Here is a 16,318-nt window from a genome sequence, read left to right as displayed (position 1 = left end):
TTCCGCGCGCACGCATTGATATCTTCCAGTGAACGACGCGCACGGTCTGGCCGGGCATTGCCTGTGTCCCAATCATTCATCAGTCACTGACCCAAGGTTCTCCATGGCTCAATACGTCTTCACCATGCATCGGCTGGGCAAAGTTGTTCCGCCGAAGCGGGAAATCCTGAAAAACATTTCGCTGTCTTTCTTCCCTGGCGCCAAGATCGGCGTACTCGGCCTCAACGGTTCGGGTAAATCCACGCTGCTGAAAATCATGGCCGGCGTCGACACCGAGTTCGAAGGCGAAGCGCGCCCGATGCCGGAACTGAACATCGGTTACCTGCCGCAGGAGCCGCAACTGGATCCGACCAAGACCGTGCGTGAAGTGGTCGAGGAAGCGGTCAGCGTGATCAAGGATGCGCAAGCGCGTCTGGACGAGGTCTACGCCGCCTACGCTGACCCGGACGCCGACTTCGACAAGCTGGCCGCCGAACAGGCCAAGCTCGAAGCGATCCTGCAGGCCAGCGACGGTCACAACCTGGAGCGCCAGCTGGAAGTCGCCGCCGATGCGCTGCGTCTGCCGGCCTGGGACGCCAAGGTCGAACACCTGTCCGGTGGTGAAAAACGTCGTGTGGCCCTGTGCCGTCTGCTGCTGTCCGCCCCGGACATGCTGCTGCTCGATGAACCGACCAACCACCTGGACGCCGACTCCGTTGCGTGGCTCGAACATTTCCTGCACGACTTCCCGGGCACTGTGGTAGCGATCACGCACGACCGTTACTTCCTGGACAACGTCGCCGGCTGGATTCTGGAACTCGACCGCGGCGCGGGCATTCCTTACGAGGGCAACTACTCGGGTTGGCTGGAAGCCAAGTCCGATCGTCTGGCCCAGGAATCCAAGCAGCAATCGGCTCACGAAAAAGCCATGAAGGAAGAACTGGAGTGGGTGCGCAAAGGCGCCAAGGCCCGCCAGTCGAAATCCAAGGCACGTCTGCAACGCTTCGAAGAAATGCAGTCGCAGGAATTCCAGAAGCGTTCGGAAACCAACGAGATCTACATCCCGGCCGGTCCGCGCCTGGGTGACAAGGTCATCGAATTCAAGAACGTCACCAAGGGCTACGGCGATCGCGTGTTGATCGACAACCTGTCGTTCTCGATGCCCAAAGGCGCCATCGTCGGCGTGATCGGCGGTAACGGTGCCGGTAAGTCCACCCTGTTCCGCATGCTGATGGGCAAGGAAACCCCGGATTCCGGCAGCATCGAGATCGGCGAAACCGTGCAACTGGCCTGCGTTGACCAGAGCCGCGAAGACCTGGATGGCAGCAAGACCGTGTTCCAGCAGATCTCCGACGGTTCCGACCAGATCCGCATCGGCAACTACGAGATCCCGTCGCGTACCTATGTCGGTCGCTTCAACTTCAAGGGCGGCGATCAACAGAAGTTCGTCAAGGACCTGTCCGGTGGTGAGCGCGGTCGTCTGCACCTGGCGTTGACCCTGAAGGAGGGCGGCAACGTCCTGCTGCTCGACGAACCGTCCAACGACCTCGACGTTGAAACCCTGCGTTCCCTGGAAGAAGCCCTGCTGGACTTCCCGGGCGCCGCCATTGTGATCTCTCACGATCGGTGGTTCCTTGACCGCGTCGCGACTCACATCCTGGCGTACGAAGACGACTCGCAAGCGGTGCTCTTCGAAGGCAACTACACCGAGTACGAAGCCGATCGCAAAAAGCGTCTCGGCGAAGCAGCGGCCCAGCCACACCGGGTACGCCACAAGAAACTGGCCTGATCACAGGTTGGTTGCATGAAAAAGCGGAGCCTTCGGGTTCCGCTTTTTTTTGTCTGAAATTCAGACTGATTTATAGCGTGTGTACTATTTGTTTTCATAAATGCGACATTTTTGTCTGTTGCTGTGTACATGTCGTTTGTTACAGTCCGGCTCAATCTCCTCCAACGACAACAAATTTGCCGAGACTTTTCCCATGATCGAATCCGTCGAATCCTTCCTCGCCCGTCTGAAAAAACGCGATCCGGATCAACCCGAATTCCACCAAGCCGTGGAAGAGGTCCTGCGCAGCCTGTGGCCGTTTCTCGAAGCCCATCCGCGCTATCTGACCTCGGGAATTCTGGAGCGCATCTGCGAGCCGGAGCGGGCGATGGTGTTCCGCGTGTCGTGGGTCGACGATCAGGGCAAGGTTCAGGTCAATCGCGGATTCCGCATCCAGATGAACAGCGCCATCGGTCCGTACAAGGGCGGTTTGCGCTTCCACCCTTCGGTGAACATGGGCGTGCTGAAATTCCTCGCCTTCGAACAGACCTTCAAGAACTCCCTGACATCGCTGCCCATGGGTGGCGGCAAGGGCGGTTCGGACTTCGATCCGAAGGGCAAGAGCGACGCCGAAGTCATGCGTTTCTGCCAGGCGTTCATGAGCGAGCTGTACCGCCACATCGGTGCCGACGTGGACGTACCGGCCGGTGATATCGGTGTTGGCGCACGGGAGATTGGTTTCCTGTTCGGCCAGTACAAACGCCTGAGCAACCAGTTCACCAGCGTGCTGACCGGCAAGGGAATGACCTACGGCGGCAGTCTGATCCGCCCGGAAGCCACCGGTTTCGGATGCGTGTATTTCGCCGAGGAAATGCTCAAGCGCCGCGAGCAGACCGTCGAAGGCAAGCGCGTGGCGATCTCCGGCTCCGGCAACGTTGCGCAGTACGCAGCCCGCAAGGTGATGGATCTGGGCGGCAAGGTGATTTCCCTGTCCGACTCCGAAGGCACGCTGTACTGCGAGGCGGGCCTGAGTGAAGAACAGTGGCTGGCGCTGCTGGAACTGAAGAATGTCAAGCGTGGGCGGATCAGCGAATTGGCGGCGGCATTCGGCCTGGAGTTCCGCCCCGGCCACCTGCCATGGTCGTTGCCGTGCGACATCGCGCTGCCATGCGCGACCCAGAACGAACTCGACGCCGAATCCGCCCGCACCTTGCTGCGCAACGGCTGCACCTGCGTGGCCGAGGGCGCGAACATGCCGACCACCCTCGAGGCTGTGGATATCTTTATCGAGGCTGGCATTCTGTTCGCGCCGGGCAAGGCCTCGAATGCCGGCGGCGTGGCGGTCAGTGGGCTGGAGATGTCGCAGAACGCCATGCGCCTACTGTGGACGGGCGGCGAGGTGGACAGCAAGTTGCACGGGATCATGCAGTCGATCCACCACGCCTGCGTGCATTACGGTGAGGAAAACGGCCGGATCAACTACGTCAAAGGCGCGAACATCGCCGGCTTTGTCAAGGTCGCCGACGCGATGCTCGCCCAAGGCGTGGTTTAAGCAACGAGGTTCAAGAGCGCTCGATGCGGATCACTTCAATCACTTGATCTCCAACCGGACGCTGCCACAGCACTTCATCGTTGAGCCGCGCGCCAAGCAGCGCACGGCCCAGCGGTGAGGCCCAGTTGATCAGGCCGTTGGCCGCATCGGCCTGATCCTCGCCGACCAGTTGCACCCGGCGCTCGGTGTCGTGTTCGTCGGCGTAGGTCACCCAACTGCCGATCTGCACTTTGTCGTTCGACGTCGGGGCCGGTGCGACCTGAGCGCTACCGACCCGTTGATTGAAATAACGCAAATCCCGTTCGAGATCGGCCAGCCGCTGCTTGTCGGCCTGTTCGCCCTTGGCGGACTGTTCGGCGTGCAGGGTTTGCAGTTCGGCGACTTTCGCCTGCAACTGGGCAAGTCCTTGCGGCGTTACGTAATTGGGCTGTGTACTGACCTGCCGTTCGACCGGCTGATCGGCTTGCGCAGCGGCATTGTCTTCGTTGACGAAGGCGCGACTCATGATGGGCTCCTGTTACAACCGTTGGGCCATGGTCGCAGGCAAAAGGTTTCGCCGGATGTCTGGAAACGACCTACTGCGAACGATAAGCCCGCGCGGCGCCCTGATCCTTCTCCTGCTGCCAGGCGCGCTCGCGTTCGTCCCAGTGCTCGTTGCGATACTGTTCGCGATCCTTGTTTTCCAGCATCGCCTGACACTGCCGGAAGCCGTCGCTCCAGCCCTCGGCGTATTGCTTGTCCTTGAGATAGCGCGGCACATTCTTGCGAAACTCGCCGCTGATCGAACCGGCCGCCTGGCGACCGCTGATGCAACCGTCATCGAAACCGTCGGCGAACGCCGGTGGATAACCCTTGGCGATCAGATCTTCGTGGGTGCTCTGACAGCCACCCAGCAACAGCAACAAGCCCGCAAAAACCGCACACCGCCACATCACACTCTCCCGGGCCGTCAAACGGCTGATAGGGAAAGTCTAGAAGATGATTCGTCGGGCTTTGGTGAAAGGCCTGTAAGTAATTCGTTAACCAGTGGAGATTCCTGTGGGAGCGGGGAAATGTTCGGGATCAGTAGTGATACCACTTCACTTCCAGCATCACCTCGGTCTCCGGCGTAGCCAGATGGCTGAATTCGCGCTGGGCACTCAGGCGCAGGCCGAGGTTGCGCGAAAATTCCCACTGCTGGTTCAGACTCAGGCTACGGCGCACTTCACCATTGAAGAAGTAATCGCCTTTGGCCTCCAGGCTGAGATTGCCCAGCGGGTTTTTCCACAACACGCCGGTATTGAAACCGCCGGCGGGTGAAACGAACTCGGCGAAATCATTGTTGTGTTCAACGCGCACGGTGCCGAGGGCAAAACCCAGCACATCGTCACCCAGCGCCCAGGTTCCGCCACCGCCACCGTTGACGTGGCTGACCAACGTCTCGTCATCATGTTTGCCCGGCACACGTTCAAGACCACCGGTGACTTGCCACGACAACGGTTGCAACAGCGCATTGCGCGGCGTCAGCGAGCGGATGGTCGCCAGATCCAGTTGCTGGAATTGCCAGTGATTGCCTTCGTACTGGCGCAGCTTCATCTGCAGGATTTCGATCTGTGCGCCGAGGGGGAAACTTTCGGCGTTGTCGTTGAGGTCGTGATAGGCCATGCGCAAGCCGTACTCGCCGAACGCGCGATCGCCGCGCGTGCCGAGACCGGCCTGCCAGGTGCGCGATTCGTGGCCGTCTTCGGGCAGGCCCGGTTGCGGAATTTGCAGCTCGGGCGCCGGGTTCTTGTTGATCGCCCGCAGCAACTCGAAACTGCGCTGCGCTCGCTGTGGATCACGTTCCTGGCCGTTGGCGCGGTAGCGCTCCAGCCGATACGCCGCGTCGATGATCAGCGCTTGCCGATCACGGGGCAGGGCCTTGAAGGCCGGGTCCTGAAGTTGCTGCTGGTCGGCGCTGACTTTCAGCACCCAGTCCTGTTCTTCGCCGCTCAAGGGCTCGGCGCGGCTGAGCAGTTCGCGCTCGCGGGACGGGCGGTATTCGATGTGTTCGACCAGCCCGGCCTCCTTCACCGCTTTGACTGTATCGGTGGGGATCGCGGTCAGCGGGAATTGTTCGGTCAGGCGCAAACTCGGGCGCGCCACCTGCAACAGTTCGAGCAGGCGATAGGAGCAGTTTTCATCGAAGAAGAAATAGTCGAACTGGATCTGCTTCAACTCCCAGACATGCTCGACCATGCGCGCGGTTTCGGCCTGCGTCAGATTGAGCCGGTATTCCCACAGGTCGCGGTTTTCCAGGCTGCGGTATTCCGAGAGTTTTTCCTGATAGGGCACCAGCGCGAACAGCCCCGGATAACCGCCCATCAGGCCTTTCCAGGCGTAGAGAATGCTGTTGTCGGAACCTTCGATGTAGGCGCCGAAGTTGATCGCGTAACTGAGCAGCGAAGTCTTGTCGCTCTGCACGTCAGCCTGGTCGATGCGCAGCAGGGTGTGGCCGAACATCGACGACGGACTGTTGAGGTAGGCCGCCGGGAAAATCATCACCGCGCTGTGGGGCGAGACGTCCTTGAACCATTTCTTGAATTCGGCGCAGTCCGGCGCCGGCAGATCGGTGAGGTTGAGTTGATCTTTCAGCCAGCGGGTGCGTGCGGGGTAGACGCACTGGGCGTGTTGCTCACCGAGACTGGCCGGGGCGTACAGCGCTTGCACGGTGGAGGCCAGTTCATGGTCGGGATGTTCGTTGCCATCGGGGGCGAGGAAGAATTTTTTGTCGCTGACGTAGCTGCGCCAGCCACCAAGCTTGGCGGTTTCGTAATGACCGAGGGAAATCCAGAAGCGGTCGTTGGCCAGTTGCTGCAAACGTTGAGGGTCGACGTGAGGCGCGGCGGACAGCGGGGCGCAGACACACAGCGCCAGCCAGGCAAGGCGTTTGAGCATAAATGGCAACTTAAGTCGAAAGAAACAAAGACCCAAGAAGGGCGGGTCGAAAAAATAAAACCCGCTTCCCGAAAGAAGCGGGTGGGTCGAGCTTAAGCCTGAGTCGCGTACTTGGCCAGACGTGGGTCTGCCTTCAGAACGGCCAGGGTGTTGGTATGCACGTCTTCGGCGGTCACGTCAGCCTTGCTGAAGATCTGCTGGAAGTGCTCGTGAGTGACGGCGGCGAAGTGCGCACGGTCTTCCGGCGCCACGCCCAGTACCACGGCATAGGTCGTCAGCGCTTCGCCGTTGCCTTTTGCCATGTCTTCGGACAGCTCGTTCATCATGCCATTCATGGCAAACCAGGATTTGCCGCCGTAGGTCAGCGATGCGTTGGTGGAGCAACCGTTGGTGCCGGACGTCATGCCGAACGTGGCGTTGCCGGAGGTGCCGTTGGTGGTGGAGGCCAGGAAGTGAGCCGGGGTGCCACGCTGACCTTCGAACAGCATGTTGCCCCAACCGCAATCCGGGCCGCCTGGAGCTTGCGCCATTGCGTTGATGGATACAGCGGTGAAGAGAGTACCGAGAAGAATCCGTTTCATAGCTTTGTTCTCTTTATGTGCATACCAATGGACAGGGTTCTGGCCCCCCAAGCTCTGTACGAAACAGATCCAAACGAAGCCAGTGGGCCGGTATTAGTTCCAGCCGCGCAGTTTGGAGTTTAGGCACGTTCCCGGGGTTCCGTGGTTTTTTCCGAAAGATTTGGCGATACCCCCGGTTTCACTGGGGCTGCGTCAAGGTTGGCCGGTTGTCTATGCTTTGTCGTATGGCGCGCCTTGCCAGTGGGGCTCGGGCAGCGCCAGAATGCCGCTATCTGCCCCGCCTGATTGTTAAGGAAGCCCGATGCCTGATCCTGTTGCTGCCAGCTTGCGTCTAGCGCCCGAAGCGCTGACCCGTCCGTTTTCCGCTGAACAGTTCAGCTTCACTACCACCAATGATCTGGAGCCCTTTCGCGGTGTGCTCGGCCAGGAACGTGCGGTCGAAGCCTTGCAGTTCGGTGTGGCCATGCCACGTCCCGGTTACAACGTATTCGTCATGGGCGAGCCCGGCACCGGCCGTTTCTCGTTCGTCAAACGCTACCTGAAGGCCGAAGGCAAACGCCTGCAGACCCCGGCGGACTGGGTCTACGTCAACAATTTCGATGAGCCGCGCGAGCCCCGCGCCCTGGAACTGCCATCGGGTAGCGCCGCTGCTTTCATCGGCGACATCAACGGCCTGATCGACAACCTGCTGGCGACTTTTCCTGCGGTGTTCGAACACCCGTCCTACCAGCAGAAGAAGAGCGCCATCGACCGCGCCTTCAACCAGCGCTACGACAAGGCGCTGGACGTCATTGAACGTCTGGCCCTGGAAAAAGACGTCGCCCTGTACCGCGACAGCAGCAACATCGCCTTCACTCCGATGCTTGAAGGCAAGGCGCTGGACGAAGCCGAATTCGCCCAGTTGCCGGAAGCCGAGCGCGAGCGTTTCCATGAGGACATTTCCGGCCTCGAAGAACGTCTGAACGAAGAACTCGCCAGCCTGCCGCAATGGAAGCGCGAGTCGAGCAACCAGCTGCGTCAGCTCAACGAAGAAACCATCACCCTGGCCCTGCAGCCTTTGCTCGCACCGCTGTCGGAAAAGTACGCGGAAAACGCGGCCGTCTGCGGTTACCTGCAAGCGATGCAGGTCTATCTGCTGAAAACCGTGGTCGAGCAACTGGTCGATGACAGCAAGACCGATGCGGTCGCGCGCAAGCTGCTGGAGGAGCAATATGCCCCGAGCCTGGTGGTCGGCCATCCGGCCAGCGGCGGTGCGCCGGTGGTGTTCGAACCGCATCCGACCTATGAAAATCTGTTTGGTCGCATCGAATACACCACCGATCAGGGCGCGCTCTACACCACTTATCGTCAGCTACGCCCGGGTGCACTGCACCGCGCCAATGGTGGTTTCCTGATTCTTGAAGCGGAAAAAATGCTCGGTGAGCCGTTCGTATGGGATGCGCTCAAGCGCGCCCTGCAGTCGCGCAAGCTGAAAATGGAATCGCCGCTGGGCGAAATGGGCCGTTTCGCCACCATGACGCTCAATCCGCAGCACATTCCGTTGCAGGTCAAAGTGATCATCATCGGCGCCCGTCAGCTGTACTACACGCTGCAGGACCTCGATCCGGACTTCCAGGAGATGTTCCGCGTTCTGGTGGACTTCGACGAAGACATCCCGATGGTCGACGAAAGCCTGGAGCAGTTCGCCCAGTTGCTGAAAACCCGCACTTCCGAAGAAGGCATGGCGCCGCTGACCGCCGACGCGGTAGCGCGTCTGGCGACTTACAGTGCGCGACTGGCCGAACACCAGGGGCGTTTGTCGGCGCGGATCGGTGATCTGTTTCAGCTGGTCAGCGAGGCGGATTTCATACGGCATCTGGCCAATGATGAAATGACCGACGCCGGCCATATCGAGCGTGCCCTCAAGGCCAAGGCCACCCGCACCGGCCGGGTGTCGGCGCGAATTCTCGACGACATGCTGGCGGGGATCATCCTGATCGACACCGACGGCGCGGCGGTCGGCAAGTGCAACGGCCTGACCGTGCTCGAAGTCGGCGACTCGGCGTTTGGCGTGCCGGCGCGGATTTCCGCCACGGTGTACCCGGGCGGCAGCGGCATTGTCGACATCGAGCGTGAGGTCAACCTCGGCCAGCCGATTCACTCCAAGGGCGTGATGATCCTCACCGGGTATCTGGGCAGCCGTTACGCCCAGGAGTTCCCGCTGGCGATTTCCGCGAGCATCGCGCTGGAGCAATCCTACGGCTACGTCGATGGCGACAGTGCGTCGCTGGGCGAGGCGTGCACGCTGATTTCGGCGTTGTCGAAAACCCCGCTCAAGCAGTGCTTCGCGATCACCGGCTCGATCAACCAGTTCGGCGAAGTGCAGGCGGTGGGCGGGGTCAACGAGAAGATCGAAGGCTTCTTCCGTCTCTGCGAAGCGCGCGGTTTGACGGGCGAGCAGGGCGCGATCATTCCGCAGGCCAACGTCGCTACGCTGATGCTCGACGAGAAGGTGCTGGCGGCGGTGCGTGCCGGGCAGTTCCACGTTTACGCAGTGCGTCAGGCCGACGAAGCGTTGAGCCTGCTGGTGGGCGAACCGGCCGGCGAGCCAAACGAAGAGGGCGAGTTCCCGGAAGGCAGCGTCAACGCGCGGGTGGTGGAGCGTCTGCGGGTGATTGCCGAGATGATCAGCGAAGAGGATCTGAAAGAAGCCGAGAAGGAACTGGCGCAGGAGGCGCTGGCGGAGGCCAAACCGGCTTGAGTCTGGCGGCAGTCAAAGAAACGGGAGCCTTGTGCTCCCGTTTTTTGTTTTGTCGCGAACGTCGGCAAAAGTGCCATCACTCTGGCGTCAATATTCACACAATGACCATTCGGCGCCTTCTGGTTCTATGCGGCTTGCGCGGCGGACTTTTCTTCTATTCTCTGCTCAAGGACATCGACAGTATCACTGGATCGAAACAGCTCTTCAGCAAGGGCTGAACACCGGCTTTACCGAGGGTCGCCGCCATGTCGCGCAACCTCTGCCTCACCCGTCAATGCCTGGGTCTCGTGACCCGTATCGAATGCGCCATCAAGCCGTTGGCCGGCGATAACGGCATGTGGACGTTGCTCTTCGCCGCCGGCATGGCCGGTGAACAACCTTCCGCCATCAAAGCCCAGGGTCCGTTTCACGGACCGATCGCCGCCGAGTCGATTCTCGACACCATCGTCGAAAGCCTGACGATGCACGGCTATGAACTGGCCAATGATCCACAGATCTGGTCGCTGCATCTGCAGGCGCAGTTGCGGCAGATCAACGGTGGGCGCGGACGCAGCATCGGCACTTTCGATCACTAGATCATCAGCGCCGACCATCAGCGTCGATCAGGGCGCAGCGCCCTGGGTCTGCGCCTTGTCGAGTTTGACCTCAAAGCCGTATTGCACGGTGGCGAGGTCGGTTCGCTGGTAGGTTTCCACGCGCGTCGGATGGCCGTAGAAATAATGCACGCCGAATAACGCCGGCCCTTCCGCGCTCGCGTCGTGGCTGACCGACAGAATCTGTTTCAGATAATGACCGCTGTCGTCCTTGACGAAGAATCGCCATTCGTTGGCCGGGTATCGCTTCAAATCCACCACCAGCGCGTTGTTTCTGATTTCCAGACCTTTGGGCAGGGCCTTGGCTTCATAAGCCTGTTTGTCCACCGTCGCCAGGAACATCGGCATCGAGCCGACGGCAATCGCCGGGGTTTCCGGGAACAGGTTCAGGTCGTAGGTGATGGTCGCCTGTAGCGGATCGACCTGATACGCCTCGGGTGGCAGTTCGATTGGCTCGTCGAGTTTGCCGTTGTGCTTTTCAGTGAAGAACGTCACCGGGCTTTCGCCGGGGCTGAAGTCGTCGCCGAGCATTTCATCATTGAAGGTTTTGCGGTGCTCGAACTCGATGCGCGCGGCGCTCGGCTCTTCAACCGACTGGCGGATATGAACGCCGCTTTTCAGCTGTTCTTCAGTCAGGGACGCGCCCTTGAGCCAGTCGGGCGCCTGGTCGTCGTAGACGGTGATCGGCAGGTCGAGCGGCTGCACGGTTTTTTCCGTGGTGTGTGGATCGAACTCGCGCACGGGCAGATCCAGCGCCTTGCGGGTGACGGTTGCTTCGGAAAAATCCAGCAGACTGACTTCAAGGGTGTCGATCGGGCCGTTGAAGTACACCTTGTTGTAGTGGTGCGGATGCTGTTGCTCAAAGGCCTGCTGTTCGTCGTCCAGCTTTTTTTCCAGCGCCTCGCTCCAGGCTTTTTGTTGTTGCAGGTAGGCCAGTTGTTTTTGATAGAACGCCACCTGCTCAGGGTTTTCGTTGATGGCGCCGGCACGCACCAGATACTGGCCCGTCGAGTCGCGGGCCTGGACGATCAACGGATTGAGCCGGGTATTGGCGACTTCCGGGGCGAGCGGCAGCTGGTTGCTGAACTCGAGTTCGGCGTAGTGCGTGTCCAGTTTCAGCAAGGTCACGCTGAGATTGCCGTCGGAGCGGGTCTGGCCGACGTCCTTTTTATCCAGATTGAAACTGTGCAGGCGTTTCGGGGCGATGACTTCCACCCGGCCTTGCAGGCTGACCGGGCGTGGCAGGTTCTTCTTGTCCACATTCAGCCCTTCGATGAACGGGTAGGTGACGGTCAGGTCATCGGGGTTGGTGACGTTGGAGCTGGACGGACTCAGCTGAATGCCCGGATCGGTCTCCGACCATTCCGGCTGGTAGGCGATGACCCGTTTATTGCTCAGGGTCACCGATTGCCATTCCACGCCATGGGGGAACAGAAAGCCGCCGGGGATGTTGAGCACGAAAGGGAACACCGGTTGCAGATCGGTGAGGTAATCGGAGCTGGAATCCTTGTGCAACACGAACAGGCCATTGATGAAGGTGTCGACCAGCGCCTGCGGTGTCGGGTAATGCCGGAGTACGCCGAGGGCGTCTTCGCCGTATTCGGTCCGGGACGGTTTGTTGTCGAGTCGCTGTTGCGCGCGTTCGAGCAACAGCAGCGAGCCGCCGAGTTCGGTTATGGCGTCCTTGAGTTTCGGGTCGGTGATGGCGTCCAGCGATTGCTCGAACTGCGCGGTCTTTTCTTCGAGGCTGACGGCGTGCTTTTCATCGCCGGGCGAACACCCGCCAAGCAATAAGGCGAAGCAAATTCCGGCAGTCGTTATCGGCAATCGCACATCCATTTCCAGTCGTCCTGTCCACTGTCGCTGGGCTGTCAATGGTTTGGACACTAGCAGAAAAACTTTGACATACACACGCAGGTGGCGGATTTTCGGACGGTTTCTGGCTGTCATGGGCGGCTGGTATACTCGCCGCCGATTTCAACCCTTCTTGTGTGAGAGTCAATGGAACGCTTTATCGAAAATGCAATGTACGCCACGCGCTGGCTGCTGGCGCCGATCTACATCGGGCTGTCCCTCGGGCTGCTGGCGCTGGCATTGAAATTCTTCCAGGAAGTGTTTCATGTCATTCCCAACGTCTTCTCCATGGCCGAGTCCGAGCTGATTCTGGTGCTGCTGTCGCTGATCGACATGGCGCTGGTCGGCGGCTTGCTGGTGATGGTGATGATTTCCGGCTACGAAAACTTCGTGTCCGAGCTGAACATCGATGAAGGCAAAGAGAAGCTCAGCTGGCTGGGCACCATGGACTCTTCGTCACTGAAGATGAAAGTGGCGGCGTCGATCGTGGCGATCTCCTCGATCCACCTGCTGAGGATCTTCATGGATGCCAAGAACGTCGATCCCGAGCACTTGATGTGGTACGTGATCATCCACATGACCTTCGTGATCTCGGCGTTCGCCATGGGTTATCTGGACAAGCTCACCAAGCACTGATGAGCTGTCGCTTGCTGTAACAAAACCGCCCGTCTGTTGCGAAACAGACGGGCGGTGTCGTTTGTGGCTTGTGCTTTGATCGGCCGAGGCCTATCCCTGTAGGTCTCAAGGCTCGCCACTGCGTGAGGTGCGTTCATGAACCTGCAAGAGTTGAATGCGTTTGCCGTCGCCAGAAAGGTCGACGAACTGAACCTGATCTCCATGGAAGGCGGGATCTATCTGCTGGAGGCCCGGATGCATGGTGCGGCGTATCCGCTGAGCGATCCGCAGGGGAAAATGCTGACGCTGCGTTCGGTTGAACATGCCCGGGATGTGCTGCATAACTTGCCGGTACTGCCGTTCAACCTGGTGCACACCTCGGTGCATGATGAAATGTGCGGTCTTGGTGCCAGTGGCGAAGAAAGCCTGAAGGTGCCGCTGGCCTGGCGATCCGCGCTGTAGGCCCCCGGGGCCTGATCAATGCCGGAACATCTGTGCTAGTCTGCTCGCCCTTTTGGTTCCGGGCGCGCCGGGACGCGCTGTGTACGCACGGCAGGTCCTGAGGCCGTCCGCACAGCGGAGCAGTGTCATGTCCGAAGTAAATCTGTCCACCGACGAAACCCGCGTCAGCTACGGCATCGGCCGTCAGCTGGGTGACCAGCTGCGCGACAACCCGCCACCGGGTGTCAGCCTGGACGCCATCCTGGCCGGCCTGACCGACGCATTCGCCGGTAAGGAAAGCCGTGTAAGCCAGGAAGCCATGTCCGCCAGCTTCAAGGTGATCCGCGAGATCATGCAGGCCGAAGCCGCTGCCAAGGCTGAAGCCGCCGCTGGCGAAGGCCTGGCATTCCTGGCTGAAAACGCCAAGAAAGAAGGCATCACCACCCTGGCTTCCGGCCTGCAGTTCGAAGTGCTGACTCAAGGTGAAGGCGCCAAGCCATCCCGTGAAGACACCGTGCGTACTCACTACCACGGCACGCTGATCGACGGCACTGTGTTCGACAGCTCCTACGAGCGTGGCCAGCCGGCTGAATTCCCTGTTGGCGGCGTTATCGCTGGCTGGACCGAAGCCCTGCAACTGATGAATGCCGGCAGCAAATGGCGCCTGTACGTGCCGAGCGAACTGGCTTATGGCGCTCAAGGCGTTGGCAGCATCCCGCCGCACAGCGTTCTGGTGTTCGACGTCGAGCTGCTCGACGTTCTGTAATCCCGTTACCCTGCACAAGCATGGCTTGTGCAGGGTTTCTCCGCCGTTCTCATACTTCGATCTTGTTGTGCAGTTCACTGGTCGGGCGCAAGGCCCGGGCATAGCAGAACAGGAACAGATTGCGCACCAGCTCCTTGAGCACCAATGGCTCGCTGGAACTCAGGCCGCTGACGTCCAGATCCCCTTGATCCTGCAATTCGTGCAGGGCCTCTTCTTCCAGTACGGCACAGACTTCACCGGTTTCCCGATGCAGGATCCTGAGGTATGGGTGCGGGCGATCCAGCCAGGCGTCGATCAAATAAGTCATGGGTCTCATCTCCATTGAAAGGGTTTCAATGAGAATAATTCTTATTCGTCAAATAGCAAGCGCCTATTGGCGGTTTGTGATTTTTTGCGGGTAAAGATTGCGTAAGGTCAAAACGGCTGGCGTTTGGCTATCGCGTGGATTTGCCGGGGAATGCGGGGGAGGGTAAAGCTCCATCCCACGGCGGGCGCGGGATGGAAGACAGCAGACTCAGACTTTTCTGACGAACTCGGATTTGAGTTTCATCGGGCCGATGCCGTCGATCTTGCAGTCGATGTCGTGATCGCCATCGCACAGACGGATGTTCTTGACCTTGGTGCCGACCTTGACCACCAGCGAGGTGCCCTTGACCTTCAGGTCTTTGATCACGGTGATGGTGTCGCCGTCCTGCAGGACGTTACCGACCGAGTCTTTCTTCACGGCGTCGTCGGATGCCACTTCGGCTTCACCGCCGGCAGACCACTCGTGGGCACACTCCGGGCACACCAGTTGGGTGCCGTCTTCGTAGGTGTATTCGGAATTGCATTTCGGGCAGGGTGGCAACGTGCTCACTAAGGCTCCTTGGAGAGTGGATCGCTAAAAGTCGCACATTGTATAGGGTTTTAGCCGCTGATGGCAGGCAACAAAAAACCGCAGGCTCCAACGGAGGCTGCGGTTTTTTATGATGCGGCGTTGATCAGTGCGTGCGGGCGACCGCGAATTCGCTCAGTTCAACCAGTGCATCGCGGTATTCGCTGGCTGGCAATGCGTCGAGGCATTTGATCGCACGGGCCACGTAATCGCGGGCCAGTTGCGCGGTGTACTCCAGCGAACCGGAGGCTTCCACGGCGATGCGGATGCTTTCCAGGTCTTCGATCCCGCCTTTCTGGATCGCCTGACGTACCAGTGCAGCTTGCTCTGGCGTGCCTTCGCGCATGGTGTAGATCAGCGGCAGTGTCGGCTTGCCTTCGGCCAGATCGTCACCGACGTTCTTGCCCAGGGTTTCGGCGTCGCCCTTGTAGTCGAGCAGGTCGTCGACCAGCTGGAACGCCACGCCCAGGTGATCGCCGAAAGTGCGCAGGGCTTCGCTCTGCTCGGCGGTGGCACCGGCCAGCGCCGCGGCGCTGTGGGTCGACGCTTCGAAAAGCATCGCGGTCTTGCCGCGGATGACTTCCATGTAGGTTTCTTCGGTGGTGCTGGCGTCGCGAACCTTGGACAGCTGCAGCACTTCGCCTTCGGCGATGATGCGCGTGGCCTGGGACAGGATCTTCATCACCGGCATCGAGCCCAGTTCGACCATCATCTCGAACGAGCGCGAGTACAGGAAGTCGCCGACCAGTACGCTCGGGGCGTTGCCCCACATGGCGTTGGCGGTCGAACGGCCACGGCGCATGCCGGACATGTCGACCACGTCGTCATGCAGCAGGGTGGCGGTGTGCAGGAATTCGATGGTAGCGGCCAGCAGGCGCATGTCGTCGCCTTCGCGACCCAGAGCCTTGCCACATAGCAGCACCAGTAAAGGACGCAGGCGTTTGCCGCCGGCCGACGTGATGTAATCGCCGATTTTCGATACCAGCGGCACTCGGGAAGTCAGCTGCTTCTTGATGATGCCGTCGACGGCGCTAAAATCGTCCGCCACCGCGCGGTAGAAAGCTTGGGGTTGCATCAGCGACAGGTGCTCCAGAAGGGTTGCGCGGCATGCTAGGACCCACGTCCGGGCCTGTCAAGGCGCGATGGACGGCCCCTTGCATGACTTCGAAGGCTTGCGTACAATCGCGCACCCTGAACTTCCTGGGCAGCACCTGCCTTACGCAATTGCACTTGGGCCGTTCCAGCCCCATGCAGCCATGCCAGCCAATACCTCTTCTTATAAAGAGCTGGGTGAGCAGGATTATCGGAGAAATACCATGTACGCAGTAATCGTTACCGGTGGTAAGCAATACAAGGTCGCTGAAGGTGAATACCTGAAGATCGAAAAACTGGAAGTCGCTACTGGCGAATCCGTGACTTTTGACCGCGTTCTGTTGGTCGCCAACGGCGACGACGTGAACATCGGCGCACCTGTTGTTGCTGGCGCAACCGTCAAGGCTGAAGTGATCTCCCAAGGTCGTCACGATAAAGTCCGCATCATCAAGTTCCGTCGCCGTAAGCACCACATGAAGCGTATGGGCCACCGCCAGTGGTTCACCGAGATCAAAATCACCGGTATTCAGGCTTAATTACAGCCTAA

16 protein-coding genes are annotated in these 16,318 nt (G+C 59.9%); 8 read left to right on the top strand and 8 right to left on the bottom strand.

Annotation, left to right across the window (positions count from 1 at the left end; genetic code table 11):
• Window positions 1–103: 103 nt before the first annotated feature.
• Both ettA and gdhA read left to right on the top strand, forming a co-directional pair.
• Entirely contained in the window at window positions 104–1,768 is a 1,665-nt protein-coding gene (gene ettA / locus KJY40_RS26180) for an energy-dependent translational throttle protein EttA (protein ID WP_230733620.1), read from the top strand.
• Window positions 1,769–1,961: 193 nt separating this feature from the next.
• On the top strand, window positions 1,962–3,299 hold the full coding sequence (gene gdhA, locus KJY40_RS26175; protein ID WP_230733618.1) for an NADP-specific glutamate dehydrogenase: 1,338 nt from the start codon (window positions 1,962–1,964) through the stop codon (window positions 3,297–3,299).
• 10 nt (window positions 3,300–3,309) lie between these two features.
• Here gdhA and KJY40_RS26170 read toward each other — a convergent pair whose 3' ends face one another.
• The 4 genes from KJY40_RS26170 to KJY40_RS26155 form a co-directional block, all read right to left on the bottom strand.
• Window positions 3,310–3,804, bottom strand: coding sequence for a GreA/GreB family elongation factor (locus KJY40_RS26170; RefSeq protein WP_230733616.1), 495 nt, complete (start codon window positions 3,802–3,804; stop codon window positions 3,310–3,312).
• 70 nt (window positions 3,805–3,874) lie between these two features.
• Window positions 3,875–4,231, bottom strand: coding sequence for a hypothetical protein (locus tag KJY40_RS26165; RefSeq protein ID WP_230733614.1), 357 nt, complete (start codon window positions 4,229–4,231; stop codon window positions 3,875–3,877).
• A 130-nt stretch (window positions 4,232–4,361) separates the two neighbouring features.
• A complete protein-coding gene (locus tag KJY40_RS26160; RefSeq protein ID WP_230733612.1) occupies window positions 4,362–6,215 on the bottom strand; it encodes an Lnb N-terminal periplasmic domain-containing protein in 1,854 nt (617 codons plus the stop codon).
• 92 nt (window positions 6,216–6,307) lie between these two features.
• Complete coding sequence (locus KJY40_RS26155) at window positions 6,308–6,796, bottom strand: DUF3015 domain-containing protein (RefSeq protein ID WP_007950971.1); 489 nt, start codon at window positions 6,794–6,796, stop codon at window positions 6,308–6,310.
• A gap of 301 nt (window positions 6,797–7,097) precedes the next feature.
• Between KJY40_RS26155 and KJY40_RS26150 the strand changes: the two genes are divergently transcribed.
• Window positions 7,098–9,536: a Lon protease family protein gene (locus KJY40_RS26150; RefSeq protein WP_230733610.1), complete on the top strand. Its 2,439-nt coding sequence runs from the start codon at window positions 7,098–7,100 to the stop codon at window positions 9,534–9,536.
• A 245-nt stretch (window positions 9,537–9,781) separates the two neighbouring features.
• The gene (locus KJY40_RS26145) at window positions 9,782–10,111 is read left to right on the top strand and encodes a PA4575 family protein (RefSeq protein WP_007950969.1); all 330 of its coding nucleotides are present in this window, start codon (window positions 9,782–9,784) and stop codon (window positions 10,109–10,111) included.
• 27 nt (window positions 10,112–10,138) lie between these two features.
• Here the strand turns inward: KJY40_RS26145 and KJY40_RS26140 are convergent, their stop codons facing one another.
• The gene (locus KJY40_RS26140; protein WP_230733608.1) at window positions 10,139–11,968 is read right to left on the bottom strand and encodes a hypothetical protein; all 1,830 of its coding nucleotides are present in this window, start codon (window positions 11,966–11,968) and stop codon (window positions 10,139–10,141) included.
• Between the two features lie 162 nt (window positions 11,969–12,130).
• On the opposite strand from KJY40_RS26140, the gene KJY40_RS26135 reads away from it, so the two are divergent.
• The 3 genes from KJY40_RS26135 (at window position 12,131) to KJY40_RS26125 (ending at window position 13,805) form a co-directional block, all read left to right on the top strand.
• Window positions 12,131–12,619, top strand: a complete 489-nt coding sequence (locus KJY40_RS26135; RefSeq protein ID WP_007950967.1) for a TIGR00645 family protein — start codon at window positions 12,131–12,133, stop codon at window positions 12,617–12,619.
• Between the two features lie 135 nt (window positions 12,620–12,754).
• Window positions 12,755–13,060 (top strand): DUF6482 family protein, encoded by a 306-nt coding sequence (locus KJY40_RS26130; RefSeq protein WP_074691490.1) that lies wholly within the window; start codon window positions 12,755–12,757, stop codon window positions 13,058–13,060.
• 127 nt (window positions 13,061–13,187) lie between these two features.
• A complete protein-coding gene (locus tag KJY40_RS26125; RefSeq protein ID WP_007950965.1) occupies window positions 13,188–13,805 on the top strand; it encodes an FKBP-type peptidyl-prolyl cis-trans isomerase in 618 nt (205 codons plus the stop codon).
• 49 nt (window positions 13,806–13,854) lie between these two features.
• On the opposite strand, the gene KJY40_RS26120 is transcribed toward KJY40_RS26125, so the two are convergent.
• From KJY40_RS26120 to KJY40_RS26110, 3 genes are all read right to left on the bottom strand, one after another.
• Window positions 13,855–14,112 carry a PA4570 family protein gene (locus KJY40_RS26120; protein WP_007950964.1) on the bottom strand — a complete coding sequence of 86 codons (258 nt, stop codon included), beginning with the start codon at window positions 14,110–14,112 and terminating at the stop codon, window positions 13,855–13,857.
• Between the two features lie 207 nt (window positions 14,113–14,319).
• Window positions 14,320–14,661: a zinc ribbon domain-containing protein YjdM gene (locus KJY40_RS26115; RefSeq protein ID WP_007950963.1), complete on the bottom strand. Its 342-nt coding sequence runs from the start codon at window positions 14,659–14,661 to the stop codon at window positions 14,320–14,322.
• A 124-nt stretch (window positions 14,662–14,785) separates the two neighbouring features.
• The gene (locus KJY40_RS26110) at window positions 14,786–15,754 is read right to left on the bottom strand and encodes a polyprenyl synthetase family protein (protein WP_007950962.1); all 969 of its coding nucleotides are present in this window, start codon (window positions 15,752–15,754) and stop codon (window positions 14,786–14,788) included.
• Window positions 15,755–15,995: 241 nt separating this feature from the next.
• Here KJY40_RS26110 and rplU point away from each other — a divergent pair, with 241 nt between their 5' ends.
• Window positions 15,996–16,307: a 50S ribosomal protein L21 gene (gene rplU, locus KJY40_RS26105; RefSeq protein WP_003228361.1), complete on the top strand. Its 312-nt coding sequence runs from the start codon at window positions 15,996–15,998 to the stop codon at window positions 16,305–16,307.
• Window positions 16,308–16,318 lie beyond the last annotated feature (11 nt).

Source organism: Pseudomonas fitomaticsae, assembly GCF_021018765.1.
Taxonomy (GTDB): Bacteria; Pseudomonadota; Gammaproteobacteria; order Pseudomonadales; family Pseudomonadaceae; genus Aquipseudomonas; species Aquipseudomonas fitomaticsae.
This window is presented reverse-complemented; position numbering and strand designations above follow the sequence as displayed.